Here is a 25,289-nt window from a genome sequence, read left to right on the forward strand (position 1 = left end):
CCTGGCGAAATCACCCCCGTCCGGGGTGAGGTGGGCCAATGCCTCCTAGCGGACCCCCGTCTTCGGCGCCTGCCAAGATGTGCCAGAGTTGCCACGTCCGCCCTGTGAGCACGTACCGTACGGCGCACAGGTGGGACCAGGTGGGGCAGCGGGAAGGGGCAGTCGGTTGTGAGCACGCATGCACCGCAGGCGGCGCAGGCCGTGACGCTGCCCACGACCCTGGACGAGGCCGTGGCGGCGCTCACGGCCATGCCCGCCGCCGTGCCCGTCGCGGGCGGCACCGACCTGATGGCCGCCGTGAATTCCGGGCAGCTCAGGCCCGCCGCGCTGGTCGGCCTCGGCAGGATCAGCGAGATCCGCGGCTGGCAGTACCTGGACGGACACGCGCTGCTCGGCGCCGGCCTCACCCACGCGCGGATGGGCCGCCCCGACTTCGCCGCCCTCATCCCGGCGCTCGCCGCCTCCGCGCGGGCCGCCGGACCGCCGCACATCCGCAACGCGGGCACCCTCGGCGGCAACATCGCCTCCGCCGCCCCCACCGGGGACGCGCTGCCCGTCCTGGCCGCGCTGGAGGCGACGCTGGTCGTCGCGGGCCCGGGCGGAGAGCGCCGCGAGGTCCCCGTGTCGCACCTGCTGGCCGGAATGGACCTGCTGCGGCCCGGTGAACTGATCGGCTATGTGCGCGTGCCGCTGCTGCACGCCCCCCAGGTCTTCCTGAAGGCGACCGGCCGCACCGGCCCCGGCCGCGCGGTCGCCTCCGTCGCCCTCGTGCTCGACCCCGCCCGTCGCGGGGTGCGCTGCGCCGTCGGTGCCATCGCGCCGATGCCGCTCAGGCCGTTGCAGGCCGAGCAGTGGGTCGCGCAGCTCATCGACTGGGACAACAACCGCGCGATCGTGCCCGAGGCACTGAGCGCGTTCGGGGAGTACGTCGCCGCGGCCTGCATCCCCGACGCCGCACCCGGCGAGGACGGCACCGTCCCACCGCTTCCGCCCGCGGTACTGCACCTGCGGCGCACCGTCGCCGCGCTGGCCCGACGAGCACTGGGGAGGGCGCTGTCGTGACCGACGACCAGCACGGAGAGGGCAGGCCCCCGGGCGGCAGCCGCTGGGACCCGCTGCCCCAGGGCGACTACGACGACGGCGCCACCGCCTTCGTGAACCTCCCCGAGGGGGGCATCGACGCCCTGCTGGACTCCATGGAGACCCCGCTCGCCGCGCCCGGCCACGGCTATGTGCCGCCGCAGATCACGGTCACCCCCGCGACCACCGCGGGCACCGATCCGTCGGCCACCGGGTCCTGGGCCGTGCCCGGTGCGCCCGTCGACGGCGCCCAGTGGCACGACCCCCGGACCGCCGGGACGGACCCGGCCGCGGGGGACCGGTTCGCGTACGACCCCGGCGCCACCGGGCAGTGGAACGTCGAGGGGACGTCCGGGGAGAACCCCGCGCCGGGCCAGGACGTCACCGGCCAGTGGTCGATCCCCGTCGCGGACGGTGACCTGCCGGACGAATCGGGCGAGTTCACCACGTCCACCCTGGTCGACCAGTGGGGCGGCGGTACTCCTCCGCCCACCCTGCCGGGTGGCGCTCCGGCCCCCTGGGCCACCACCCAGTCCATCGGCCGGCCATGGGGACCCGGCGTGCCCGGCGTGCCGCAGGACTCCGAGCAGCAGGGCGGCCAGTACGACCCCGCGCGAGAGCGGCAGGAGGCCGGACCCCGGCCGTACGACGGGTCCGTCCGGGGCGGGGACCACGCGCCTGGTGATCCGTCCGGCGTGGGCGAGTACGGCCGGTCGTCAGCCCAGGAAGCACCCGCGCGGGAGTCCACCGGCATGCCCGGCCACCCCGGTGAGCCGGGGCCACGTTCCCCGGAGGGACCCGGCCGGGACGAGGACCACGCGCCTGGACGGCCGCCCGGTGCGGGCGGGTACGGCGGACCGTCCGCCCACGACGGGCCGGAGCAGTCCGCGCCCCACGGGCACCGGTCCTCGGGCGTGCCCCAGCCGTGGCCGGCCGAGGGCCATGAGGAGCAGCGGTGGCGGTCCGGAGCGGAGGCGGCCGACGGCGCCCCGGCCGGACTCCGGGAGCACCCGCACACCGGAGCCCGGGACGCCGCGGGGAATCCCTCCGCGGCCGGAGAGGCCACCAAGGCCCCGGAGGCCCCCGAGGGTGCCCCGGAGGCTCCCGGGGGTGCCCACGGGACCCACGACGCCACCGGCGGCCCGGCGGACCCGTTCGCCGCCCGCACCGGGGCCGCTCCGGGCAGGGAAGCCGGACCGGGTTCCGGCGCCGAGCGCGCGCCCGTGGCCGACGCCGCCTTCCCGGACGAGGCCGGTTCGCCGAACGGGAGCGGCTCCCCGAACGGGAGCGGTCACCCGGACGACGGGGCCGCGCCCGATGCTCCGCGCGCCGTCCCGGCGCCGGGCGGCCGGGACGACTCGGGCGCACCGGACGCCGGCCCGGGTGACCTGGACGCCGGTCCGGGCGACCCGGACGCCGGACCCGGTGAGCCCGATGCCGGTCCGGGTGAACCGTCCCTTTCGACCGCCCCCCACGACGACCACCCCCTCGCCTCCTACGTGCTCCGCGTGAACGGCACCGACCGGCCCGTCACCGACGCCTGGATCGGCGAGTCGCTGCTCTACGTGCTGCGCGAGCGGCTCGGCCTGGCCGGCGCCAAGGACGGCTGCTCGCAGGGCGAGTGCGGCGCCTGCAACGTGCAGGTCGACGGGCGGCTCGTGGCGTCCTGCCTGGTCCCGGCCGTCACCGCGGCCGGCAGCGAGGTCCGTACCGTGGAGGGCCTGGCCCAGGACGGCCGGCCCTCGGACGTGCAGCGCGCCCTCGCGCGGTGCGGCGCCGTGCAGTGCGGCTTCTGCGTACCGGGCATGGCGATGACCGTGCACGACCTCCTGGAGGGCAACCCCGCCCCCAGCGACCTGGAGACCCGCCAGGCACTGTGCGGCAACCTGTGCCGCTGCTCCGGCTACCGGGGCGTGGTGGACGCCGTCCAGGAGGTCGTGGCCGAACGCGAGGAGCGGGAGCGCTCCGCGTCCGCCGAGGACGATCCCGACGGGGAGCCGGACCCGCCCCGCATCCCGCACCAGGCGGGCCCCGGCGCCGGCGGCGTCAACCCCTCGGCGTTCGGCGGCCCCGGCCCCCATGAGCAGTCCCACGACCAGCCCTACGGCCAGGACGGAGGCCAGGCGTGAGCAGCGAGGCAACCACCGCACAGGCCACCGAGACCGCTCCCGAGCCGGAACCGGTTCCGCACGGGCTCGGCGTCTCCCTCCCGGCCGCGGACACCCGCGCCAAGACCGAGGGCACCTTCCCGTACGCCGCCGACCTGTGGGCCGAGGGCCTGCTGTGGGCGGCCGTGCTGCGCTCCCCGCACCCGCACGCGCGGATCGTGTCCATCGACACCACCCACGCGCGCGAGATGCCCGGTGTCCGCGCGGTGGTCACGCACGAGGACGTACCCGGCTCCCCGACGCACGGCCGCGGCACGGCCGACCGTCCGGTGTTCGCCTCGGAGGTCGTGCGCCATCACGGCGAGCCCCTCGCCGCCGTCGCCGCGGACCACCCCGACACCGCGCGGATGGCCGCCGCCGCCGTCATCGTCGAGTACGAGGTGCTCGACCCGGTCATCGACCCCGAACAGGCCTTCGAGGCCGAACCGCTGCACCCCGACGGCAATCTGATCCGCCACATCCCGCTGCGCCACGGCGACCCCGACGCGGCCGGCGACATCGTGGTCGAGGGTCTGTACCGCGTCGGCCGCCAGGACCCCGCCCCCATAGGTGCGGAGGCCGGTCTCGCCGTGCCCCGGCCGGACGGCGGCGTCGAGCTGTACCTGGCGTCCACCGACCCGCACGGCGACCGGGACACCGCCGCCGCCGCGTTCGGCCTGGAACCCGATCGGGTGAAAATCGTCGTCACCGGGGTGCCCGGCGCGACCGCGGACCGCGAGGACCGGAGCTTCCAGCTCCCCCTCGGCCTGCTCGCGCTGAAGACCGGCTGCCCGGTGAAGCTCGCCGCCACGCGCGAGGAGTCCTTCCTCGGCCACACCCACCGCCACCCCACTCTGCTGCGCTACCGCCATCACGCCGACGCCGAGGGCCGACTCGTCAAGGTCGAGGCGCAGATCCTGCTCGACGCGGGTGCCTACGCCGACACCTCCTCCGACGCCCTGGCCGCCGCCGTCGCCTTCGCCTGCGGCCCCTACGTCGTCCCGAACGCGTTCATCGAGGGCTGGGCCGTACGCACCAACAACCCGCCCTCCGGCCATGTGCGCGGCGAGGGCGCCCTCCAGGTGTGCGCCGCCTACGAGGCGCAGATGGACAAGCTGGCCAAGAAGCTCGGACTCGACCCGGCCGAACTGCGGATGCGCAACGTCATGGCGACCGGCGACCTCCTGCCCACGGGACAGACCGTGACCTGCCCGGCGCCCGTCGCCGAACTCCTCGAGGCGGTACGGGACTTCCCGCTGCCGCCGCTGCCCAAGGACACCCCCGAGGACGAGTGGCTGCTGCCCGGCGGCCCCGAGGGCGCGGGCGAACCGGGCGCGGTGCGCCGGGGCGTCGGCTACGGCCTCGGCATGGTGCACATGCTCGGCGCGGAGGGCGCCGACGAGGTGTCCACGGCCACCGTGCGGGTCCAGGGCGGTGTGGCGACCGTGCTGTGCGCGGCCGTCGAGACCGGCCAGGGCTTCGCCACCCTGGCCCGGCAGATCGTCCAGGAGACCCTCGGCGTCGACGAGGTGCACGTGGTGCCCGTCGACACCGACCAGCCCCCGGCCGGCCCCGGCTGCCGGGGCCGGCACACCTGGGTGTCGGGCGGTGCGGTGGAACGCGCGGCGAAGATGGTCCGCACCCAGCTCCTCCAGCCGCTCGCGCACAAGTTCGGCATGTCCACCGAGCTGCTGCAGATCACCGACGGCAAGATCACCTCGTACGACGGCGTACTGTCCACGACCGTCACGGAGGCGCTGGACGGCAAGGAACTGTGGGCCACCGCGCAGTGCCGCCCGCATCCGACCGAACCGCTGGACGAGTCCGGCCAGGGCGACGCGTTCGTCGGCATGGCCTTCTGCGCGGTCCGCGCGGTGGTCGACGTCGACATCGAGATCGGCTCGGTACGGGTCGTCGAACTCGCGGTCGCCCAGGACGTGGGCCGGGTGCTGAACCCGGTGCAACTGGCCGCCCGGATCGAGGCGGGCGTGACCCAGGGCCTGGGCGCGGCGCTCACCGAGAACCTGCGCACCCCGCGCGGTCTGGTCCGCCACCCCGACCTCACCGGCTACGCCCTGCCGACCGCGCTGGACGCGCCGGACATCCGCATCGTGAAACTGGTCGAGGAGCGGGACGTGGTCGCGCCGTTCGGCGCGAAGGCGGTCAGCGCGGTCCCAGTGGTGACCTCACCGGCGGCCATCGCCTCCGCCGTACGGGCCGCCACGGGCCGTCCGGTGAACCGGCTGCCGATACGCCCGCAGGCCGCGGTGGTCACCGGGGGCTGAGCGGCCGTCCCGGCGTGAACTCCCGTGACATTCCCGGGGACGCCGGGGAATTCCCGGTGGGTTCCGTGGCGTTCACTGTGGCGAGGCAACGCAAGCGGTTGCGGACGCGTCTTGAGGGATGACGAGGGGCGTCGGTGCCGCCGCGCCCCCGGTCCGGGGCCGTTGTCAGTGGTGGCGCGTAGTGTTCCGATCAGTGGGGGACGGCCGCCAGGTCCACGAGGGCCGGTGCCGTCCTGCCCGGGGCGGGACGTTCGCGGACCCGGGACCGAGCACACGTATCGCGGGGGAATCATGAGCACGACCGACACCGTTGTCGCAGCGGCGATCACACTCACCGACGCCGACCTCGATCCCTTCATCACGCACGCGTCCACGCGCCGCTGGCTGACCGGGCCCGGACTGCCCGCGGACAGCGGCCTGTTCACCTTCGCGGAGCTGACGCGGCAGGGCGGCCCGTGCACGGTGGCCGGCTCGGTGGACGCCCCCGGCGAGCGGCTCTCCGCGGAATTGAGGGACCAGCTGGTCATCGGCGGGCTGCTGGGCCCGGCGGGTCTGGAAACGGAGTCGGTACTCCTGGACGGCGCGACCGGCGAGGTCTCCACCACGTACATGTTCCACGACCGCCCCGATCTGATGGACTGCCGCCCGCTCGCCCCCTCCCTGCCGACTCTGGTGCGGTTCGCCGCGGCGACGGACGAACTGGCGGGACTGCGTGGCCAGTTCGCCGCCTACGCCGGCCGCTACGGCACCGAGGCGGTCGCCGAGGCATCCCGGCAGCTGCTCGCGGTCTTCGAGGAGGGCGCCGAGGGCGAGGAGCCGGCCCCGTTCTGGCGGATGGCCGCGCTGATCCGCCCCCTGGCCCTGATCGCGGGCCCGGGTACGGCATCGGGCCTCGCCCTGGACCTCCCCCGCCGGCTGCTGGACGACGCATTCGGCCGGGGCGGGGTGGTCCGTTTCGAGGAGCTCGACTTCCCGGCGACGCTCACGCACGAGCCGACCCGCCGCTTCCTGCGCGAGACGGGCCTGCCGGAGGACGGCTTCCTGTTCTCCCTGGACACGGACCTGCCGCTGCGGACCCTCGCGGAGTACTACGCCGAGGACTGCCGGGGAGAACTCTCAGGCCTTCGTCCCGCCCGCGCCGGGCAGCTGATACGCCTCGGTTACCTCGTCGACGACCACAGCCTGGTCGTCGACGGGGCCACGGGCGCGGTGTTCAGCTGGAACGAGCCGGAGGAGATCCTCCGCCCCCTGAACACGGACCTCTCCACGCTCGCCTTCACCCTCTGGCTGCTCCACCGGGAGCGCGCCATCGACGAGGAGTCGGGTCACGCCCTGACCAGTGACACCTACGACCAGCTGGCGCTGACCATGATCCAGGTCCTGTCCTCGATCGACCCGACGGGCACCACCGCCGACGCGGACTGGCACTACTGGACGGAGCTCTTCCAGGACGAGGCGGGCGGGGTGCTCTGAGCGCTCCGCTGGGAGTGTGGTGAGGGGTTGTCGCTTCTCCGCGGCGCCGTCGTGGCCGATCGCGCAGTTCCCCGCGCCCCTTCGGGAGCACCCCGCCCTGTGTGGAGGCCGTGGCGGGAATCGAACCCGCGTACCTCGCTTTGCAGGCGAGTCCCTGGGCCACTCGGGCACACGGCCGTGCCGGGGGCGAAGTGCCCTGCGGGGCCTCGCCGTTCCGAACCGGTACGTTGACCGTACGGCGGGCCGCCGGCGGTGCTCAAGGGAAACCCGGGCGCCGCAACGGGACTGCCATACGCCGTTCACGAACGGGCGGGCCGGGTCCTACGACCAAGGTCCCGGTGCGGGTCCCGACTCCCGACAGGCGTCAAACCGGGCATCGCCCCTTACTCTGGCGGTCATGACCGCCCCGAAGCCGTACGACACCGATGTCGTCGACCCCGCCGACGCCCCCTCCCCGGCCCCGGCCGCCCCCGACGACACCGTGCTGAGCCGCCCCTACCGAGCGCTGAGCATCGGGGTGGTCTCCGTCGTCCTGCTGATCGCCTTCGAGGCGACGGCGGTCGGCACGGCGATGCCGGTCGCGGCGCGGGAACTGAACGGGGTGCCGCTGTACGCCTTCGCGTTCTCGGGGTACTTCACCACCAGCCTGTTCGGCATGGTGCTGTCCGGTCAGTGGTCCGACCGGCGCGGCCCGCTCGCCCCGCTGACCTGGGGCATCTCCTCCTTCGCGGTCGGTCTGGTGCTCGCCGGGACGGCCGGGGCGATGTGGCCGTTCATCCTGGGGCGGGCCGTGCAGGGGCTCGGCGGCGGCCTGGTGATCGTCGCGCTCTACGTCGTCGTCGGGCGGGCCTACCCGGAACGGCTGCGGCCCGCGATCATGGCGGCGTTCGCCGCGAGCTGGGTCGTCCCCTCGATCGTCGGCCCGCTCGCCTCCGGTGCGGTGACCGAGCACATCGGCTGGCGCTGGGTGTTCCTCGGCATACCGGTCCTCGTGGTGTTCCCGCTGGCGCTCGCGCTGCCGCAGATACGGCGCCTGGCCTCCGGCCCGGTGGACGGGGGCACGGACGCGCCGGCCTCGTTCGACGGCCGCCGCATCCGGCTGGCCCTGGCGATCTCCTTCGGCGCCGGGCTCCTCCAGTACGCCGTCCAGGACCTGCGGTGGCTGTCCCTGCTGCCGGGTGCGCTGGGCGTGGCCCTGCTCGTCCCGGCGGTGCTGGGCCTGCTTCCGCGCGGCACCTACCGGGCGGCGCGGGGCCTGCCCTCGGTCGTCCTCCTGCGCGGAGTCGCCGCCGGTTCCTTCATCGCGGCGGAGTCCTTCGTCCCGCTGATGCTGGTCACCCAGCGGGGCCTCAGTCCGACGATGGCCGGCTTCTCGCTCGCGGCGGGCGGCGTCACCTGGGCGCTGGGCTCCTGGGTGCAGTCCCGCCCCCGTCTCGAGCGGCACCGGGAGCGTCTGATGGCCCTCGGCATGGTCCTGGTGGCGGCGACCATCGCGGCGGCCCCGGCCGTGCTGATCGAGGCGGTGCCCGCCTGGACGCTTGCGGCTGCCTGGGCCTTCGGCTGCCTGGGCATGGGCCTGGTGATCTCCTCCACCAGCGTCCTGCTGCTCCAGCTCTCCGCCCCCGCCGAGGCCGGCACCAACTCCGCCGCCCTCCAGATCTCCGACGGCCTCTCCAACGTCCTGCTGCTGGCCGTCGGCGGCGCCGCCTTCGCGGCCCTCGGCGGCGGCACGGTCGGCCACGCGGCGACGGAGGCCTCCGGCTCCCACCCGGCCGCCTTCGTCGCGGTGTTCCTGCCGATGGCGGCGGTGGCGCTGGTGGGGGTGTGGGTGGCTACGCGGGTGCGCCCCGCAACGGCATGACACCGTGCGGTACCACGTAGTACCGTCGACGTCATGGCTGGACTGAACCTGCGGTTTACCGAGGAAGAACTCGACGCCCTGCGTGAGCGCGCCGCAGCGGAAGGGCGCAGCATGCAGGCCTTCGCCCACGATGCCGTGATTTCGGCCATAAACGAACATTCGCGTCTTTTCAACGAGGCGGCCGACCATGTGCTGAAGGGCAGTGCGGAGCTGAACCGGAGGCTCGCCTGATGCACTACCTCACGTTGCCCGAGCTGCTGAACCTCGCGAAGCGGCTCGGGGCGGACGAGGTACGCGATTACGGGCTGTTGGACTCGGCGCTGGCACGGCCTCAGTCGAGCGTGTTCGGGCAGGACGCGTATCCGGACGTGCGGCACAAGGCCGCAGCCTTCATGGAGTCCCTCGCTCGCCATCACGCCCTCGTTGACGGGAACAGACGTCTTGCCTGGTACGCAACCTGGGTCTTTCTCCACATGAACGGACATCCACTGGACGCGGACTTCGACGTGGACGAGGCAGAGCGCTTCGTGCTGGATGTCTGTCAGGGCGCGCTGGACGTCCCCAAGATCGCGTCCCGGTTGCCGCGCTTCGCGCGCTGACTGTGACCTCGGTCCCACCCCCGGGTGGCGCGGCCCGGTACCGGCGTTGACGGCGCCGGGCCATCGGTAGGGTGGCCCGGTCGTCATGCGCCGATGCGCCGTACCCGAGCTACCCCCGACGGAGATCGTGACTACCACCGCCGGCACCGCGTCCCACTCGCACCACCTGTCCCCGGCCTTTCCCGGACGTGCCCCCTGGGGCACCGCCGGCAAGCTGCGCGCCTGGCAGCAGAGGGCGATGGACAAGTACCTCCAGGCACAGCCCCGGGACTTCCTGGCGGTGGCCACCCCCGGCGCCGGCAAGACGACCTTCGCGCTGACGCTCGCCTCCTGGCTGCTGCACCACCATGTCGTGCAGCAGGTGACCGTCGTCGCGCCGACCGAGCACCTGAAGAAGCAGTGGGCCGAGGCCGCCGCGCGGATAGGCATCAAGCTCGACCCCGAGTACAGCGCGGGCCCGCTCGGCAAGGAGTACGACGGCGTCGCCGTCACCTACGCCGGTGTCGGGGTGCGCCCCATGCTGCACCGCAACCGGGTCGAGCAGCGCAAGACCCTCGTCATCCTCGACGAGATCCACCACGCCGGTGACTCCAAGTCCTGGGGTGAGGCCTGCCTGGAGGCGTTCGAGCCGGCCACCCGGCGGCTCGCGCTCACCGGTACGCCCTTCCGCTCCGACACCAACCCCATCCCCTTCGTGACGTACGAGGAGGGCGACGACGGGATCCGGCGCTCGTCCGCCGACTACACCTACGGGTACGGCTCCGCCCTCGCCGACCACGTCGTCCGTCCGGTCATCTTCATGTCGTACAGCGGCCATATGCGCTGGCGCACCAAGGCCGGTGACGAGATCGCCGCCCGCCTCGGCGAGCCCATGACCAAGGACGCCGTCAGCCAGGCCTGGCGCACCGCGCTGGACCCGCGCGGCGAGTGGATGCCGGCCGTGCTGCGCGCCGCCGACCAGCGGCTCACCGAGGTCAGGAAGGCCATCCCGGACGCCGGCGCCCTCGTCATCGCCGCCGACCAGGACTCCGCGCGGGCGTACGCCAAGCTGATCCGCGAGATCACCGGCGACAAGGCCACCGTCGTGCTGTCCGACGACACGGGGGCGTCGAAGAACATCGACGAGTTCAGCGGGAACACCGACCGCTGGATGGTCGCCGTCCGCATGGTGTCCGAGGGCGTCGACGTCCCGCGTCTCGCGGTCGGCGTGTACGCCACCACCATCTCCACCCCGCTGTTCTTCGCCCAGGCCGTCGGCCGCTTCGTACGGTCCCGGCGGCGCGGCGAGACCGCGTCCGTGTTCCTGCCGACCATCCCCGACCTGCTCGGCTTCGCGAACGAGATGGAGCGCGAACGCGACCACGTCCTCGACAAGCCCAAGAAGGACGGCGAGGAGGACCCGTACGCCGAGTCCGAGAAGGAGATGGAGGAGGCGAACCGGGAGCAGGACGAGGACACCGGCGAGCAGGACATGCTCCCCTTCGAGGCGCTGGAGTCCGACGCGGTCTTCGACCGGGTGACGTACAACGGCGCCGAGTTCGGCATGCAGGCGCACCCCGGCAGCGAGGAGGAGCAGGACTACCTCGGCATCCCGGGACTCCTCGAACCCGACCAGGTCCAGCTGCTGCTCCAGAAGCGGCAGGCCCGGCAGATCGCGCACAGCCGCAAGAAGCCCGCCGAGGAGGCGGACCTGCTGGAGCTGCCCGCCGAGCGGCGCCCGGTGGTCTCCCACAAGGAGATGATGGAGCTGCGCAAGCGGCTCAACAACCTGGTCGGCGCGTACGTCCACCAGAGCGGCAAACCGCACGGCGTGATCCACACCGAGCTGCGCCGGGTCTGCGGTGGCCCGCCCTCCGCCGAGGCCACCGCGGGACAACTGCGCCAGCGGATCGAGAAGGTGCAGGAGTGGGCCACGCGCATGCGATGACCCGGGTGCGCGTATGAGGACAAACGGAACCACTTCCCGGTGGGAGTGCCCGGATTCTGGACGGAGGCTTCCGCTCACCGGACCGGCTCGCTACTGTCCCCGCAACGCACACGCCCCGTGGCAGCGCCGCCGCGGAGCGCAGCCGTGAAGCGACTGTGCCCGGGACACCGCCGGGCCGCCGGCCGATCGGCGGCCTCTGAAGCGCGTGACCGACGGGACTCGGTGACGCAACCGCCGCGAGGGGACCGCCGACCTCACCACTGAAGGAGTGGGCGTCGTGACCGCGGAGACCTCTCAGACGCTCGACAGGGGACTACGTGTCCTCAAGCTGCTCGCCGACACGGACCACGGTCTGACCGTCACCGAGCTTTCCCACAAACTGGGCGTGAACCGGACCGTTGTGTACCGGTTGCTCGCCACGCTGGAACAGCATGCGCTCGTACGCCGTGACCTGGGCGGACGGGCCCGGGTCGGGCTCGGGGTGCTGAGGCTCGGGCGGCAGGTGCACCCGCTGGTCCGGGAAGCCGCGATGCCGGCGCTGCGGTCGCTGGCGGAGGACATCGGCGCGACCGCACATCTGACCCTGGTGGACGGGGCGGAGGCGCTGGCCGTGGCCGTGGTGGAGCCGTCCTGGACGGACTATCACGTGGCGTACCGGGCGGGGTTCCGGCATCCGCTGGAGCGGGGGGCCGCGGGGAAGGCGATCCTGTCCGCCCGGCAGCGGTCCGGCGAGGATCCCGGGTACACGCTGACGCACGGGGAACTGGAGGCGGGCGCCTGCGGGGCGGCGGCGCCGCTGCTGGGCGTGACGGGGGTCGAGGGCAGCGTGGGCGTGGTCATGCTGGCGGAGGTCGTGCCGGAGCGGGTGGGAGCGCGGGTCCTGGACGCGGCCCGAGAAGTCGCCGAGGCCCTGCGCTAGCGCAGCGCCAGCCGTACCGCCCACGGTGGCCGAACCCGCCCGGGGCCGGTGGGGAGTGGGCGCACGTTAGATTTACCTCGTGCCCACTCGCCTCACGCGCCCCCGAGTCCTCGCCGCCTGCGCCGCCCCCTTCGTGGCCCTGCTGGCCACCGCCGCCTTCGCCCCGCTGCCCTTCTCCGTCGCGCAGCCCGGCATGACCGCGGACGTGCTCGGCGAGAACAAGGGGGCACAGATCATCACGATCTCCGGCGCACCCGTGCGGAAGACCAGCGGGCAGCTGCGGATGACGACCATCGAGGCGACCTCCCCGGACACCCGCGTCGGACTCCCGGACGTGATCGACAGCTGGTTCAGCACCGACCAGGCGGTCATGCCGCGCGACGCGGTCTACCCCAGCGGCGACAACGTCAAGGAGATCGAGCAGTACAACCGGAAGCAGATGAAGGAGTCCCAGGACGAGGCGACCCGGGCCGCGCTGGACTACCTGAACCGTGAGGACGACGGCATCGACGTCAGCCTGAAGCTCGCCGACGTCGGCGGACCCAGCGCCGGCCTGCTGTTCTCCCTCGGCATCGTCGACAAGCTGAACGGCGACGGCAGTGGCGGCGACCTCACCGGCGGCCGGGTCGTCGCCGGTACGGGCACGATCGACGGGGACGGCACCGTCGGCGCGGTCGGCGGCGTCCCCCTGAAGACGCAGGCGGCGGAGCGGGACGGCGCCACCGTCTTCCTCGTCCCCAAGGCCGAGTGCGCCGACGCGCAGGCCGAACTCCCCGAGGGCCTGCGACTGATCCCGGTCACCACCCTCAAGGGCGCCGTGGAGGCACTGGTCAACCTGGAGAAGGGCACCGGCACGGTCCCGAGCTGCTAGCCCGCCGCCGCCCTCACCTGTCAGTTCTCCCTGACGAACCCTTCCTCCACCATCCAGTCCAGCGCCACCTGGTGCGGGTCCTCCCCGTCGACGTCCACCTTCGCGTTCAGCGTCTGAGCCACGTCGTTGTCCAGCTTCTTGGTGACCGGGGCCAGGACCTCGGCGATGGCCGGCCACTTCTCGAAGGTGCCGGAGTTGATCGTCGGCGCCGCGTTGTAGTTGGGGAAGAACTTCCTGTCGTCCTCCATCACCACCAGGTTCATGGACTTGATGCGCCCGTCGGTGGTGAAGACCTCGCCGTAGGTGCAGGCGCCCTCGGCCGTCTGGGTGTAGATGATCCCGGTGTCCATCTGCGTGACGTTGCCCGCCGGGATGCGCATGCCGTACGCCTTCTCCATGCCCGGCAGCCCGTCCGCGCGGTTGGCGAACTCGCCCTCCACGCACAGCGTCACCGCACCCGGGTCGGACTTCGCCAGCTCGGCCACGTCGGAGAGGGTCCGGGTGCCGTACTTCTCGAAGTTCGCCTGGTTCATGGCGAGGGCGTAGGTGTTGTTCAGTTCCGACGGCTCCAGCCAGGTCACCCCTTCCTTCACGTCCGCGTCCCGCACCGCCAGCCACTGCTCACGCGGATCGGGGATCGGCTTGCTGTTGCCCTGGTACGTGATCCACGCGGTGCCCGTGTACTCGAACCCGGCATCCGCGTCGCCCTTGACGACCGCCTCCCGCGACCCCACCGAACCCTGGATCCCGGTCCGGTCGATCACCTCCGCGCCGGCCGCCTGAAAGGCGATGCCCATGATCGCGCCGAGGATCAGCTGCTCGGTGAACTCCTTGGAGGTCACGGTGAGTTTCGCGCCCTCCAACGGCCTGCCCCGGCCGATCGAACCCGGTTCCACGTCGTCGACCATCGGGGACCCGCTGGTCAGTCCGCAGCCCGCGGCCGCCACCAGCAGCAGCGCACCGGCGAGCAGCGCACCGGCGAGCAGGGGACCGGCACGTCTCATGAGCCCGCCTCCAGCCCGCGCGGCCGCAGCAGCAGTTCCGCCAGCGAGGCCAGCCACTCCACCAGCAGCGCGAGCGCGACGGTGAGGATCGAGCCCACCATCAGCACCGGCATCCGCTGGCTGGTGATGCCGGTGGTGATCAGCACGCCCAGCCCGCCGCCGCCGCCGAACGTGGCCAGCGTCGCCGTGCCGACGTTCAGGACGAGCGCCGTCCGTACCCCTCCGAGGATGAGCGGAACGGCCAGCGGCAGCTCCACCCGTGTGAGCACGCCCAGCGGGGACATGCCGATTCCGCGTGCCGCCTCCAGCAGCGTCGGGTCGTTGGCCTTCAGCCCGGCGATGGTGTTGGACAGCACCGGCAGCACGGCGTAGGCGATGATGCCGATCAGGGCGGCCCGGCGGCCGATGCCCAGCCAGATCACCAGCAGCGCCAGCAGGCCGATCGCCGGGGTGGCCTGGCCCATGTTGGCGAACGCCATCGCGACCGGCGTGGCCCTGCGGAACATCGGACGGGTCAGCACGATGCCCAGCGGGATCGCGATGATCAGCACGAAGAACGTCGAGATCGCGGTGAGCGCGATGTGCTGCCACAGCGCCTTGGAGACCTGCCCGTCCGACAGCGCGTTCCGGGTGAGCGGGTCGAGGTCCGCCTGCGTGAACCACAGCCAGGTCGCGAGCAGCACGGCGATCAGCACCGCCGGCAGGAGCGTCAGCTTCTGCCAGGTCACCCGGGTCCGCCCGGTGGCCGAGGACGGGGGAGTGCCCGTCGCGCCCCCGGTGTCGTCGCCGGACGGCCCGCCGCCCTCGTCCCGGGAGGAGGCCGGCCCCCTCACCTCGTGCTCGTCCTCGGGCCGCCGCCCGGAAGAGGTCCTCACGCCTTCTCCGTCCCTCCGAAGCCCTCCTGCTCGGCGTGCGTCTGCGAGGCCTGGCGGTCCTGCAGGCCGGCCTGCGCCTCCCGCGCCTCCAGCCGGTCCGCCTCCAGCAGTTCGTGCACGGAGTTCATCAGCGTCTCCACGTCCACCACACCCTCGTACGCGCCGTGCCGCCCGGTGACCGGGACCCGGCCGGTGTTGTCGGTGAGCACCGCCTCCAGCGCGTCCCGCAGGGTCGCGTCCCGGGTCACCGTGTCGCCCACCAGCGCGCCCGCGCGGGCCAGGGAACCCTTGGCCCGCATCATGTCGCCGCGCCGCAGCCACTTGTAGGGGCGGCCCCGCTTGTCGAGGACCAGCACCTCGTTGGTGCCGCCGGAGCGGAGCCTGTCGATGATCTCCTGGAGCGGGTCGTCGATGCTCACCGTCGGGTAGTCGGTGATCCCCACGTCCCGCACCCGGGTCAGGTTGAGCCGTTTCAGCGCCGCGCCCGCGCCGACGAAACCGGACACGAAGTCGTCGGCGGGGTTGGTGAGGATCGCCTCCGGGGTGTCGAACTGGGCGATGTGGGAGCGTTCGCGCAGCACCGCGATCCGGTCGCCGAGCTTGATCGCCTCGTCGAAGTCGTGGGTGACGAAGACGATCGTCTTGTGCAGCTCCCGCTGGAGCCGGATCAGCTCGTCCTGGAGGTGGTCCCGGGTGATCGGGTCCACCGCCCCGAACGGCTCGTCCATCAACAGCACCGGCGGATCCGCCGCCAGCGCCCGCGCCACGCCCACCCGCTGCTGCTGACCGCCGGAGAGCTGCCGCGGGTAGCGGCCGTGGAACTCACCCGGGTCCAGACCGACCAGGTCCAGCATCTCCTCCACCCGCGTCCGCACCCGGGCCGCCGGCCAGCGCAGCATCCTCGGCACGAGGGCGATGTTCTGCGCCACCGTCATGTGCGGGAACAGCCCGCTCGCCTGGATCGCGTACCCGATCTTGCGGCGCAGCCGCACCGGGTCCATGTCGGTGACGTCCTCGCCGCCGATACGGATCCGGCCGCCCGTCGGCTCGATCAGCCGGTTGATCATCTTCAGGAGGGTGGACTTCCCGCAGCCCGACGGGCCGACGAGGATCACCGTCTCGCCCTCCTTGATGTCCATCGTGACGTTGTCGACGGCCGGCAGCGCACTGCCCGGGTACCGCTTGGTCAGGCCCTCCAGCTCGATGGTGGCCCCGACCGACCGGGACGCCGCCCCCGAGGTCCCGGGGTCGGGCACCGCGTCGGGCGCGTCACCGGGTACGGCACCGGCACCGGCCACGGAATCAGCCCCGGACTCAGGCACGGATCCCCCTGGGAATGGTCAGCCGGCCGATCAGCACATACGCGGCGTCGAACAGCAGCGCGAGGACGATGATCCCGAGGGTGCCCGCCAGTACCTGGTTCAGCGCGTTCGAACTGCCCAGCGAGGCGATCCCGCGGAAGATCAGGTTGCCCAGGCCGGGGCCCGAGGCGAAGGCGGCGATGGCCGCGATGCCCATGAGCATCTGGGTGGAGACCCGGATCCCGGTCAGGATGGGCGGCCACGCCAGCGGCAGCTCCACCCGCGCCAGCCGGGCCGCGCGCGACATCCCGATCCCCGTGGCCGCGTCCACCAGCGACGGGTCGACCCCGCGCAGGCCCACGATCGCGTTCCGCACGATCGGCAGCAGCCCGTACAGCGTCAGCGCGATCACCGTCGGAGGCACCCCGAGCCCGACGATCGGGATCAGCAGACCGATCATGGCCAGCGCGGGAATGGTCAGCAGGGTCGCGGTCGCGGTGGTGGCGAGGTTGCCCGCCCACTCGCTGCGGTAGGTGAGCACCCCGATCGACACGCCGAGCAGGGTCGCCACCACCATGCACTGGAAGACGACGCTGGCGTGCTGGTAGGCGTCGGCGAGGATCTGCTGATGCCGGCTCCCCAGGTACTCCCAGAAGTTCACAACGGCTCACCCCAGCTCCGCCAGATCGGGTCAGTCGCCGAGCGCGGCCTGCTCCACCAGCGGGATGATCCGCAGCGGAACGGGATTCTCCATGACGATCGCCGTGGAGGCCCGGACGATGCCATCAAAACCGACCACGCGGTCGATCACCCGTTGAAGATCGGCGTTGGAGCGCGCCACCAGCCGGCACATCATGTCCCCCGTACCGGTCGTGGTGTGCAGTTCCAGCACCTCCGGCACACTCGCCAAGTGCGCCCGTACGTCGGCTCCTTGACCCTGCCGGATCTGGAGCGTGGCGAACGCCGTGACCGGGTAGCCGAGGGCCGCCGGATCCACCTCGGGGCCGAATCCGCGGATGACTCCGTTCGACTGAAGCCGGTCGAGGCGGGCCTGCACGGTTCCGCGCGCCACCCCCAGCCGGCGGGACATCTCCAGCACCCCGATCCGCGGCTCACGCGCCAGCAGCAGGATGATCCGCCCGTCCAGATGATCGATCGCCATGCCGGCCTCCTCGATGGTCATCCTGCACAGAAAGCCCGAGCCGACGGGCATCGGACTGAACACATTGCCCAGTGAACAGGCAAACTATTGCGCACCTTGCAGAGCTGGCCCACCCTGCCCCTATGACGCAGACCACACACCGCACTCCCGAAGCGACCGCCCGGCAGGCCGACCCCTTCCCGGTCAAGGGAATGGACGCGGTCGTCTTCGCCGTGGGCAACGCCAAACAGGCGGCCCACTACTACTCCACCGCGTTCGGCATGAAGCTGGTCGCCTACTCCGGACCGGAGAACGGCAGCCGTGAGACCGCTTCCTACGTCCTGGAAAGCGGCTCCGCCCGCTTCGTCCTCACCTCGGTGATCAAGCAGTCCACCGAATGGGGCGCCTTCCTCGCCGACCACGTGGCCGCGCACGGCGACGGCGTCGTCGACCTCGCCCTGGAGGTCCCGGACGCCCGAGCCGCGTACGCCTACGCCATCGAGCACGGCGCCCGCTCGGTCGCGGAGCCGTACGAGCTGAAGGACGAGCACGGCACCGTCGTCCTCGCGGCGATCGCCACCTACGGCAAGACCCGCCACACGCTGGTCGACCGCTCCGGCTACGACGGCCCCTACCTGCCGGGCTTCGTCGCCGCCGACCCGATCGTCGAGCCGCCGGCCTGGGGGCACCTCCCGGCCGAAGGCTGGGGGAGCTCCTTCCAGGCGATCGACCACTGCGTCGGCAACGTCGAGCTCGGCCGGATGAACGAGTGGGTCGCGTTCTACAACAACGTCATGGGCTTCACGAACATGAAGGAGTTCGTGGGCGACGACATCGCCACCGAGTACAGCGCGCTGATGTCGAAGGTGGTCGCCGACGGCACGCTCAAGGTCAAGTTCCCGATCAACGAGCCGGCCATCGCCAAGAAGAAGTCCCAGATCGACGAGTACCTGGAGTTCTACGGCGGCGCGGGCGTGCAGCACATCGCGCTGAACACCAACGACATCGTGCAGACCGTCCGCCAGATGCGCGCGGCCGGTGTGCAGTTCCTCGACACCCCCGACTCGTACTACGACACGCTCGGCGAGTGGGCGGGGGAGACGCGGGTGCCGGTGGAGACGCTGCGCGAGCTGAAGATCCTCGTCGACCGGGACGAGGACGGCTACCTGCTGCAGATCTTCACCAAGCCGGTCCAGGACCGCCCGACGGTGTTCTTCGAACTCATCGAACGCCACGGGTCCATGGGCTTCGGCAAGGGCAACTTCAAGGCGCTCTTCGAAGCGATCGAACGAGAGCAGGCCAAACGCGGCAACCTGTAACCGCCGCCCACCCCGCCGCGGGGCCCGCCGCCCACCCCGCCGCGGGGCCCGCCGCCCACCCGGCCGCGGGGCCCGCCGCCCACTCGGCCGCGGGGCTCGCAGCCCACCCGGCCGCGGGGCCCGCCGCCTGCCCCACTGCGGGCAGTCGTGCCGCAGGGCGGCACGGGTGGGCGCAGCGGCACCCCGCAGGCGCCGGGCTGCGCCACGTCCCCCCGACCAGCACCACCAGGGGTACCTCAGCAGCGTCGCCAACTGTGGGCGGTCATGTCACCGGGCGGTGTGTGCGCAACCCGGCGCCTGCGGGGTGCCGTCGCGCCCACCCGTGCCGCCCTGCGGCACGACTGCCCGCGGAGGGCGTGGGGGGTGCCTGCGGGTTGCGCCGTGCGGGGCCGCGGAGGGCGTGGGGGGTGCCTGCGGGTTGCGCCGTGCGGGGCCGCGGAGGGCGTGGGGGGTGCCTGCGGGTTGCCCCGTGCGGGGCCGCGGAGGGCGTGGGGGTGCCTGCGGGTTGCGCCGTGCGGGGCCGCGGAGGGCGTGCGCGGTGCCCGCGGAGGGTGTGCGGGGTGGCTGCGGGCTGCCCGGTGTGGGGGTGCGGGGAGGGCGTGCGGGGTGCCTGCGGGCTGTTCGGTGGGACTGTCCGCAGGGAGGGTGTGCGGGGTGCCCGCGGTATGGGGCCGCGGAGTGCGCGGGGCGTGCGGGTCAGGAGGGCTCGGGGCCCGCCTGGACGGAGGGCTCGCCCAGGCTGGCCAGCGCCTGCCTCGCCCGCGGAGCGCCCAGCGGTGAGAACCACGGGTTGATCCGCAGCGCCTCCGTCACATGCCGCCGCGCCGCCCCGTACCGCTCCAGCGACCGCTCGATCATCCCCCGGTGGAACACGTACGACGCGCTGCGCACACCCCCGCCCTGCGTCCCCTCCGTCGCCCGCACCGCGAAGGGCAGCGCCTCCTCGTGCCGCCCGGCCCGGTGCAGCGCCCACCCCAACGCGTCCGCCACCTCCGTCGACGGCTGCCGCTCCCACTCCCGCCGGAGCCGCCGCACGGCACCCTCCGCGTCCCCGTGATCCGCCTCGTACCGCCCGAGGACGAGCTCCTCGTCCGCCCCGTGCCCGGTGGCCAGCCGCACCCGCTCCCGCAGCACCCGGTACTGCGCCTGTGCCGCCCGCTCCCTCCCCAGCGACTCGTACAGTTCGCCGAGTTCCAGCGTGTATTCCGGCCGGGGGTGCTTCGCCAGCGCCGTCCGGTACGCGCTCAGCGCCTCCGTCGTCCGGCCCAGTGAGGCCAGCGCCCTGCCCTGACCGGCCTGCGCCGCCCGCTGATCGGGGTCGATCCGCACCGCCTCCCGGAAGAGCCGCAGCGCGTCCTCCCGGTCGCCGCGTTCCCAGGCGAGCTGCCCGGCCCGCTCCAGGTACGCCGCCCGCTCGGCCGGTTCCCCGGCGGCCGACGCCGCGTCCGCGAGTTTCGCCGCCGCGTCCTCCCGCCAGCCCCGGTCGCGGTACACGGCCGCCGCCCGCGCCATCACCACGGGCCCGCTGCGCAGTTCGGTGAGCCGGTCCAGCAGCCGGCCCGTCTCCTCGTCGTTCCCGAGCCCCGCCGACGCCTCGATCAGCAGCGGATACGTCGTCCACCGCTTCGGCTCCAGCTTCCGCGCCGCCTCGCCCCACGCGCGCGCCTCGGCGAAGTCCCGCCGCGCGTTGGCGAGCGCCGCGAGCCCCCGCAGCGCCGGTGCGTTGCCCTTCGGCCGGGTCTTCAGCGAGGTGCGCAGCGCCTTCTCGGCCCGCGGCCAGTACGCCGGATCCGCCCGCCGCAGCCCCTGCTCCACCCGTGCCGACCCGAGCACCGCCCAGGCCTCGGCGTCCTCCGGGTGCCGCTTCAGATGCCGCTCCCGCTCCTCGGTCAGCGCCTCCAGGTCCGGCAGCGCGGCCGGCACCCCGCTGCTGACCGCGGCCAGCGCCCGCGCCTCGGGAGTCGACGCGGTCGGCGCCCCGCGGTCCCACGGCAGCAGCACCAGCACCAGCACCCCGCCCAGCGTCGCGCACCCGGCGACCGAGGCGAGCAGCGCCATACGCCTCCGACGGCGGCCGCGCCGAAGGGGTGGCTCACACGAGTTGTCGTCCATGACGCACACGGTGCGGCACCCATCGCGCACGTACGATGATCACACTCCGGCGTGACGCGGCTGCCGTACGCGGGGTTCACACCGATGGCCCCCGGTGTCACGCTGTGATCATGAGCCGTATCGAAGCGCGACGCGACGAAGTCGCGGTGGCGGCCGGCCCTCTCGTCGACCGGCTGCTCGACGGCCTGCCCGCGGAGGCCGTCCTCACCGACCCCGCCATCACCGCCTCCTACGCCCACGACATGGCGAGCTTCTGCCCGGCCGGCAGCCCCGCGGCGGTGGTCCTGCCGCGCACGGTCGAACAGGTCCAGCACGTCATGCGCACCGCCACCGCCCTGCGCGTCCCGGTCGTCCCGCAGGGTGCCCGTACCGGACTGTCCGGCGCCGCCAACGCCACCGACGGCTGCGTCGTGCTCTCCCTGACCAGGATGGACCGCATCCTGGAGATCAGCCCGGTCGACCGGATCGCCGTCGTCGAACCCGGCGTCGTCAACGCGACGCTGTCCCGCGCCGTGGGCGAACACGGCCTCTCCTACCCGCCGGACCCCTCCAGTTGGGAGATGTGCACCATCGGCGGCAACATCGGCACCGCGTCGGGCGGGCTGTGCTGCGTCAAGTACGGCGTGACGGCCGAGTACGTCCTCGGGCTGGACGTCGTCCTCGCCGACGGCCGCCTGATGTCCACCGGCCGCCGCACCGCCAAGGGCGTCGCCGGGTACGACCTGACCCGTCTGTTCGTGGGCTCCGAGGGCTCCCTCGGCATCGTCGTCCGCGCGGTCCTCGCCCTGCGGCCCAAACCGCCCGAGCAGTTGGTGCTTGCCGCCGAGTTCTCCTCCGCCGCGGCCGCCTGCGACGCCGTGTGCCGCGTCATGGCCGGGGGCCACGTCCCCTCACTCCTCGAACTCATGGACCGTACGACGGTCAGGGCCGTCAACGACCTGTCCCGCATGGGCCTGCCGGAGTCCACCGAGGCTCTGCTGCTGGCCGCCTTCGACACCACCGACCCCGCCGCCGACCTCGCCGCCGTCGGTGCGCTGTGCGAGGCCGCCGGCGCCACCCGGGTCGTCCCGGCCGAGGACGCGGCCGAGTCCGAACTGCTGCTCCAGGCGCGGCGGATGTCCCTGGTCGCGCTAGAAGCGGTGAAGGGCACCACGATGATCGACGACGTGTGCGTGCCCCGGTCGAAGCTCGGGGAGCTCATCGACGGCGTCGAGCGGATCTCCGAGAAGTACCGGCTGACCATCGGCGTCGTCGCGCACGCCGGCGACGGCAACACCCACCCGACGGTCTGCTTCGACGCCACCGACCCGGAGGAGTCGCGGCGGGCCCGGGAGTCCTTCGACGAGATCATGGCGCTCGGTCTGGGACTCGGCGGCACCATCACCGGCGAACACGGCGTGGGCGTGCTGAAGAAGGAGTGGCTGGCGCGCGAGCTGGGCCCCGTGGGCCTGGAGATGCAGCGGGCTGTCAAGAAGGTCTTCGATCCGCTCGGCATCCTGAACCCGGGCAAGCTCTTCTGACCACGTAAGTGCCCGAAAGGGGTGGGGTCCGGCCGGACGGGCGGTCGGACGGCCGCCCGTCTGATAGATGTGGTCCCCCCGAACCACCCCATCGAGCAGATACGGGACGACGGAATGAGTGCCCCAACCCCGGCCCCCGGTGACGACAGGCCCCGCGAGGGGTACTACCCGGACCCCTCCATTCCCGGATATGTCCGGTACTGGAACGGCGCCTCCTGGGTACCGGGCACGAGCCGTCCGGCGCCCCGGGACGGCGAGCCGCTCGCGGCGCCGTCCGGCGCGGGCCCGGCGCGGCCCTCCGTCGAGGAGACCGGACCGCACTTCTTCGACGAGGACCCGGTGGCGGAACCGGCGTTCCCGTCTCCGTCACCCGGGTCGTCCCCGTCCCCGTCCCCGTCCCTGCCCCCGACTCCGCCCGCGTCCGCGTCGCCGGCCGACGCGCAGCACGGCAGCCGGCCCGAACCCGCCTCGGCCTGGGGCGCCGACCCCTCCCGCCAGTCCGGCTTCGGCGGCGACCAGGACCGCAAGGTCTCCTGGGGCGCCGACCCGCGCGTGCCGCACACCACCGCACCGCCCGCTCCGGAGGCACCGTCCGTGCCCGCCGCACCGGGACCCGAGGCCGGGGCCCCGGACCCGGGCGGCCCGGACGCGGGTGCGGGCGCCGGCGGCACCTTCGTGTTCCGCAGGCCGGGGGCGACGCCGCGGCAGACGGCCGAGGCCGGCACCGAGGACCCAGGCACGATGACCTTCCGTGCCGTCACACCGGGCGTGGGGGAGGAGCAGAACCAGGGACAGGGCCGTGGCGCTCCCGCCGGACGCCCCGCCGCCGGACGCCCCGGCTTCGGTGCGGGGAAGGCCGCGGCCGCCCGCGCCGCCGCGTCGGCCGCCCCGGCACCGTCCGGACCGCAGCAGGCAGCCGCCGCCGCCCCGGCCGTGCCGCCGCAGACCGCCGCCCCGGACCGGCCCGCCGTGTCCGCTCCGGCCGCTGCCGGCTCCGCACCCCTGTCGAGCGGTGTCGGCGGCGGTCAGTCCTCCTGGGCCCAGCAGGTCCACCGGCTCGCCGGTGGCGAGGAGCCGGCGGCCGCGCCGTGGAAGCCGCCGGTCGACGACCCGTTCCAGGCCGCCGCCCGCCGCCAGGCCGCCGCCCGCCCCGCCGGGCTCGGCAAGCGGCTGGCCGCCCGGCTGCTGGACACCGTCGTGATCGGCGCGGTCACCGCCGTGGCCGCCGTACCGCTCGGCATCGAGGCCATGGACCACATCGACGCGAAGATCGAAGCGGCCAAGCTGTCCGGCGAGACCGTCACGGTCTGGCTGCTCGACGGCACCACCTCGGTCCACCTCGGCATCGTCCTGGCCGTCCTTCTCCTCGCCGGAGTCCTCTACGAGGTGCTGCCCACCGCCAAGTGGGGGCGCACCCTGGGCAAGAAGCTGCTGGGCCTGGAGGTGCGGGACATCGAGGGCCACGACGCTCCCGGCTTCGGCGCGGCCCTGCGCCGCTGGCTGGTCCTCAGCATCCCCGGACTGCTCGTCGTCGGTGTCGCCGGCGTCCTGTGGTGCGTGTTCGACAAGCCCTGGCGGCAGTGCTGGCACGACAAGGCCGCGCACACGTTCGTCGCCGGCTGATCCCCACCGACGACACGTGTACGCGTACCCGCACCCGAACCCGCACCGCCGGTACTGCTACTCCGGACGGCCGCTCGCCGGATGCGGGCCCGGAACGTTCGCGGTCGACTCGGGTGCATGACCACCGAACCGCCCTCCGGCTCCGGTCAGCAGCCGCCGGACGACGACCCGTTCAGGAAGCACCCCCCGCCGGGCGGCCCCGGAGCCGGGGGGCCCGGCGGCTCCCCGTACGACACCCCGGGCTCGGGTCCCGATGAAGGCGCCGGCCCCGGAGGCGGCCCGTACGGCGGTGGCGGTGGCCCTTACGGAGGCACCCCCGGCGGCCCGTACGGCGGTGGCGGTGGCGGCCCCTACGGGGGTACCCCCGGTGGCCCCTACGGCGGCACCCCCGGCCCCTCCGATCCCCTCGCCGGCATGCCGCCGCTCGCGGACAGCGGCAGGCGCACACTCGCCCGCATCATCGACATGATCCTCGTCGGTGCCGTCGTCGTGCTGCTCACCTGGCCGTTCGGCGTCAACGAGTACGACATCGACGGCAACAACATCAACGTCGGCAACGGCTTCGTGCAGTCCGTCATCGCCGCCGTGCTCTACATCGCCTACGACACCTTCATGACCGCCCGTTCCGGCCAGACCCTGGGCAAGAAGTGGCTGGGCCTGAGGGTGGCCGATCTCGCCGACGGCTCGACGCCCTCGACGCAGACCTCGCTGACCCGGGCCGCGGTGCTGTGGCTGCCGTTCGCGTTCTGCTGTGCCTGTGTCTGGACCGCGATCTCGGGCGGCTGGAGCTACTTCGACCGGCCCTACAAGCAGGGTCTGCACGACAAGGCGGCCAGGACCGTGGTGGTCAGCACCGGATGACGCGAGAACGGCACGGAACGACCGTCAGGCAGGGAACGACCGTCAGGACGCGTCCCGTTACCGCACCGGCTCACGGACCTGCTCCCGCACCGGCTCGCGCACCGGGGAGGGAACCGTGGCCCGTACCGGCTCCGGAGCGGCGGGCCGTGCCACCGGGACGGCGGGCCGGTGGGGAGCGGGGCGCGGAACGGTCATGGCCACCAGCAGCCCGAGGGCGAGCGCCGACAGGGCGACCACCACGACGCCCACGCCCGAACTCGTCCCGGACAACAGCAGCATGGCGAGGGTCGAGAAGATCACGGTGCACGAACCGTATGCGAGCTGAGCCACGGTAGGACGGGGCATGGCCATCGTGTCCTCGGGAGTCGGGG

The 25,289-nt window shown here is 73.2% G+C and carries 21 protein-coding genes and 1 tRNA gene; 14 read left to right on the plus strand and 8 right to left on the minus strand.

Going from position 1 to position 25,289, the window contains the following annotated elements:
* The first annotated feature begins 168 nt into the window (after positions 1-168).
* From ACIF9R_RS16930 to ACIF9R_RS16945, 4 genes are all read left to right on the plus strand, one after another.
* Positions 169-1,062 (plus strand): FAD binding domain-containing protein, encoded by an 894-nt coding sequence (locus ACIF9R_RS16930; RefSeq protein WP_399980205.1) that lies wholly within the window; start codon positions 169-171, stop codon positions 1,060-1,062.
* Complete coding sequence (locus tag ACIF9R_RS16935) at positions 1,059-3,209, plus strand: 2Fe-2S iron-sulfur cluster-binding protein (RefSeq protein ID WP_399980207.1); 2,151 nt, start codon at positions 1,059-1,061, stop codon at positions 3,207-3,209. Before ACIF9R_RS16930 ends, ACIF9R_RS16935 begins: the two co-directional genes overlap by 4 nt.
* Positions 3,206-5,512 (plus strand): xanthine dehydrogenase family protein molybdopterin-binding subunit, encoded by a 2,307-nt coding sequence (locus ACIF9R_RS16940; protein WP_399980209.1) that lies wholly within the window; start codon positions 3,206-3,208, stop codon positions 5,510-5,512. The genes ACIF9R_RS16935 and ACIF9R_RS16940 overlap by 4 nt, the downstream gene beginning before the upstream one ends.
* A gap of 291 nt (positions 5,513-5,803) precedes the next feature.
* Positions 5,804-6,985, plus strand: coding sequence for an SUKH-4 family immunity protein (locus tag ACIF9R_RS16945; protein WP_399980211.1), 1,182 nt, complete (start codon positions 5,804-5,806; stop codon positions 6,983-6,985).
* A 102-nt stretch (positions 6,986-7,087) separates the two neighbouring features.
* Here ACIF9R_RS16945 and ACIF9R_RS16950 read toward each other — a convergent pair.
* A tRNA-Cys gene (locus tag ACIF9R_RS16950) sits at positions 7,088-7,162 on the minus strand.
* Positions 7,163-7,382: 220 nt separating this feature from the next.
* Here ACIF9R_RS16950 and ACIF9R_RS16955 point away from each other — a divergent pair.
* From ACIF9R_RS16955 to ACIF9R_RS16980, 6 genes are all read left to right on the plus strand, one after another.
* Positions 7,383-8,846 (plus strand): MFS transporter, encoded by a 1,464-nt coding sequence (locus ACIF9R_RS16955; protein ID WP_399980213.1) that lies wholly within the window; start codon positions 7,383-7,385, stop codon positions 8,844-8,846.
* Between the two features lie 33 nt (positions 8,847-8,879).
* Entirely contained in the window at positions 8,880-9,077 is a 198-nt protein-coding gene (locus ACIF9R_RS16960; protein WP_399980215.1) for a hypothetical protein, read from the plus strand.
* On the plus strand, positions 9,077-9,445 hold the full coding sequence (locus tag ACIF9R_RS16965) for a type II toxin-antitoxin system death-on-curing family toxin (protein WP_399980218.1): 369 nt from the start codon (positions 9,077-9,079) through the stop codon (positions 9,443-9,445). The genes ACIF9R_RS16960 and ACIF9R_RS16965 overlap by 1 nt, the downstream gene beginning before the upstream one ends.
* A gap of 85 nt (positions 9,446-9,530) precedes the next feature.
* Positions 9,531-11,372, plus strand: coding sequence for a DEAD/DEAH box helicase (locus ACIF9R_RS16970; protein WP_399980220.1), 1,842 nt, complete (start codon positions 9,531-9,533; stop codon positions 11,370-11,372).
* Positions 11,373-11,649: 277 nt separating this feature from the next.
* On the plus strand, positions 11,650-12,291 hold the full coding sequence (locus ACIF9R_RS16975; RefSeq protein ID WP_399980223.1) for an IclR family transcriptional regulator: 642 nt from the start codon (positions 11,650-11,652) through the stop codon (positions 12,289-12,291).
* A 79-nt stretch (positions 12,292-12,370) separates the two neighbouring features.
* The gene (locus ACIF9R_RS16980) at positions 12,371-13,162 is read left to right on the plus strand and encodes a S16 family serine protease (protein ID WP_399980225.1); all 792 of its coding nucleotides are present in this window, start codon (positions 12,371-12,373) and stop codon (positions 13,160-13,162) included.
* Between the two features lie 20 nt (positions 13,163-13,182).
* Here the strand turns inward: ACIF9R_RS16980 and ACIF9R_RS16985 are convergent, their stop codons facing one another.
* From ACIF9R_RS16985 to ACIF9R_RS17005, 5 genes are read right to left on the minus strand one after another with little or no spacing between them, the layout of a single operon-like run.
* Positions 13,183-14,166 (minus strand): glycine betaine ABC transporter substrate-binding protein, encoded by a 984-nt coding sequence (locus tag ACIF9R_RS16985; RefSeq protein WP_399980227.1) that lies wholly within the window; start codon positions 14,164-14,166, stop codon positions 13,183-13,185.
* Positions 14,163-15,041 (minus strand): ABC transporter permease, encoded by an 879-nt coding sequence (locus tag ACIF9R_RS16990; RefSeq protein WP_399980230.1) that lies wholly within the window; start codon positions 15,039-15,041, stop codon positions 14,163-14,165. The genes ACIF9R_RS16985 and ACIF9R_RS16990 overlap by 4 nt, the downstream gene beginning before the upstream one ends.
* Entirely contained in the window at positions 15,038-16,297 is a 1,260-nt protein-coding gene (locus tag ACIF9R_RS16995) for a betaine/proline/choline family ABC transporter ATP-binding protein (protein ID WP_399980414.1), read from the minus strand. Before ACIF9R_RS16995 ends, ACIF9R_RS16990 begins: the two co-directional genes overlap by 4 nt.
* A gap of 58 nt (positions 16,298-16,355) precedes the next feature.
* Positions 16,356-17,003 (minus strand): ABC transporter permease, encoded by a 648-nt coding sequence (locus ACIF9R_RS17000; protein ID WP_399980232.1) that lies wholly within the window; start codon positions 17,001-17,003, stop codon positions 16,356-16,358.
* A 30-nt stretch (positions 17,004-17,033) separates the two neighbouring features.
* Complete coding sequence (locus ACIF9R_RS17005; RefSeq protein WP_399980235.1) at positions 17,034-17,504, minus strand: Lrp/AsnC family transcriptional regulator; 471 nt, start codon at positions 17,502-17,504, stop codon at positions 17,034-17,036.
* Positions 17,505-17,626: 122 nt separating this feature from the next.
* On the opposite strand from ACIF9R_RS17005, the gene hppD reads away from it, so the two are divergent.
* The gene (gene hppD, locus ACIF9R_RS17010; protein ID WP_399980238.1) at positions 17,627-18,802 is read left to right on the plus strand and encodes a 4-hydroxyphenylpyruvate dioxygenase; all 1,176 of its coding nucleotides are present in this window, start codon (positions 17,627-17,629) and stop codon (positions 18,800-18,802) included.
* 696 nt (positions 18,803-19,498) lie between these two features.
* Here the strand turns inward: hppD and ACIF9R_RS17015 are convergent.
* Positions 19,499-20,914 carry a tetratricopeptide repeat protein gene (locus tag ACIF9R_RS17015; protein ID WP_399980241.1) on the minus strand — a complete coding sequence of 472 codons (1,416 nt, stop codon included), beginning with the start codon at positions 20,912-20,914 and terminating at the stop codon, positions 19,499-19,501.
* A 104-nt stretch (positions 20,915-21,018) separates the two neighbouring features.
* Between ACIF9R_RS17015 and ACIF9R_RS17020 the strand changes: the two genes are divergently transcribed.
* The 3 genes from ACIF9R_RS17020 (at position 21,019) to ACIF9R_RS17030 (ending at position 24,918) form a co-directional block, all read left to right on the plus strand.
* Positions 21,019-22,434: an FAD-binding oxidoreductase gene (locus ACIF9R_RS17020; protein WP_399980243.1), complete on the plus strand. Its 1,416-nt coding sequence runs from the start codon at positions 21,019-21,021 to the stop codon at positions 22,432-22,434.
* Positions 22,435-22,548: 114 nt separating this feature from the next.
* Positions 22,549-24,057 (plus strand): RDD family protein, encoded by a 1,509-nt coding sequence (locus ACIF9R_RS17025; protein ID WP_399980246.1) that lies wholly within the window; start codon positions 22,549-22,551, stop codon positions 24,055-24,057.
* 117 nt (positions 24,058-24,174) lie between these two features.
* A complete protein-coding gene (locus ACIF9R_RS17030) occupies positions 24,175-24,918 on the plus strand; it encodes an RDD family protein (protein ID WP_399980249.1) in 744 nt (247 codons plus the stop codon).
* Positions 24,919-24,975: 57 nt separating this feature from the next.
* Here the strand turns inward: ACIF9R_RS17030 and ACIF9R_RS17035 are convergent, their stop codons facing one another.
* Complete coding sequence (locus tag ACIF9R_RS17035; protein ID WP_399980251.1) at positions 24,976-25,269, minus strand: hypothetical protein; 294 nt, start codon at positions 25,267-25,269, stop codon at positions 24,976-24,978.
* Positions 25,270-25,289: the final 20 nt, after the last annotated feature.

The sequence above is a fragment of the Streptomyces sp. NPDC086080 genome (assembly GCF_044540255.1).
Lineage (GTDB): Bacteria > Actinomycetota > Actinomycetes > Streptomycetales > Streptomycetaceae > Streptomyces.

Bases quoted from the DNA above. Each gene is read 5' to 3' on its own strand.
- ACIF9R_RS16960 (WP_399980215.1), top strand. From the start codon at position 8,880: ATGGCTGGACTGAACCTGCGGTTTACCGAGGAAGAACTCGACGCCCTG.
- ACIF9R_RS17030 (WP_399980249.1), top strand. From the start codon at position 24,175: ATGACCACCGAACCGCCCTCCGGCTCCGGTCAGCAGCCGCCGGACGAC.
- ACIF9R_RS16985 (WP_399980227.1), bottom strand. From the start codon at position 14,166: ATGAGACGTGCCGGTCCCCTGCTCGCCGGTGCGCTGCTCGCCGGTGCG.
- ACIF9R_RS16965 (WP_399980218.1), top strand. From the start codon at position 9,077: ATGCACTACCTCACGTTGCCCGAGCTGCTGAACCTCGCGAAGCGGCTC.
- ACIF9R_RS17025 (WP_399980246.1), top strand. From the start codon at position 22,549: ATGAGTGCCCCAACCCCGGCCCCCGGTGACGACAGGCCCCGCGAGGGG.
- hppD (WP_399980238.1), top strand. From the start codon at position 17,627: ATGACGCAGACCACACACCGCACTCCCGAAGCGACCGCCCGGCAGGCC.
- ACIF9R_RS16955 (WP_399980213.1), top strand. From the start codon at position 7,383: ATGACCGCCCCGAAGCCGTACGACACCGATGTCGTCGACCCCGCCGAC.
- ACIF9R_RS17035 (WP_399980251.1), bottom strand. From the start codon at position 25,269: ATGGCCATGCCCCGTCCTACCGTGGCTCAGCTCGCATACGGTTCGTGC.
- ACIF9R_RS17005 (WP_399980235.1), bottom strand. From the start codon at position 17,504: ATGGCGATCGATCATCTGGACGGGCGGATCATCCTGCTGCTGGCGCGT.
- ACIF9R_RS16970 (WP_399980220.1), top strand. From the start codon at position 9,531: ATGCGCCGATGCGCCGTACCCGAGCTACCCCCGACGGAGATCGTGACT.
- ACIF9R_RS17015 (WP_399980241.1), bottom strand. From the start codon at position 20,914: ATGGACGACAACTCGTGTGAGCCACCCCTTCGGCGCGGCCGCCGTCGG.
- ACIF9R_RS16945 (WP_399980211.1), top strand. From the start codon at position 5,804: ATGAGCACGACCGACACCGTTGTCGCAGCGGCGATCACACTCACCGAC.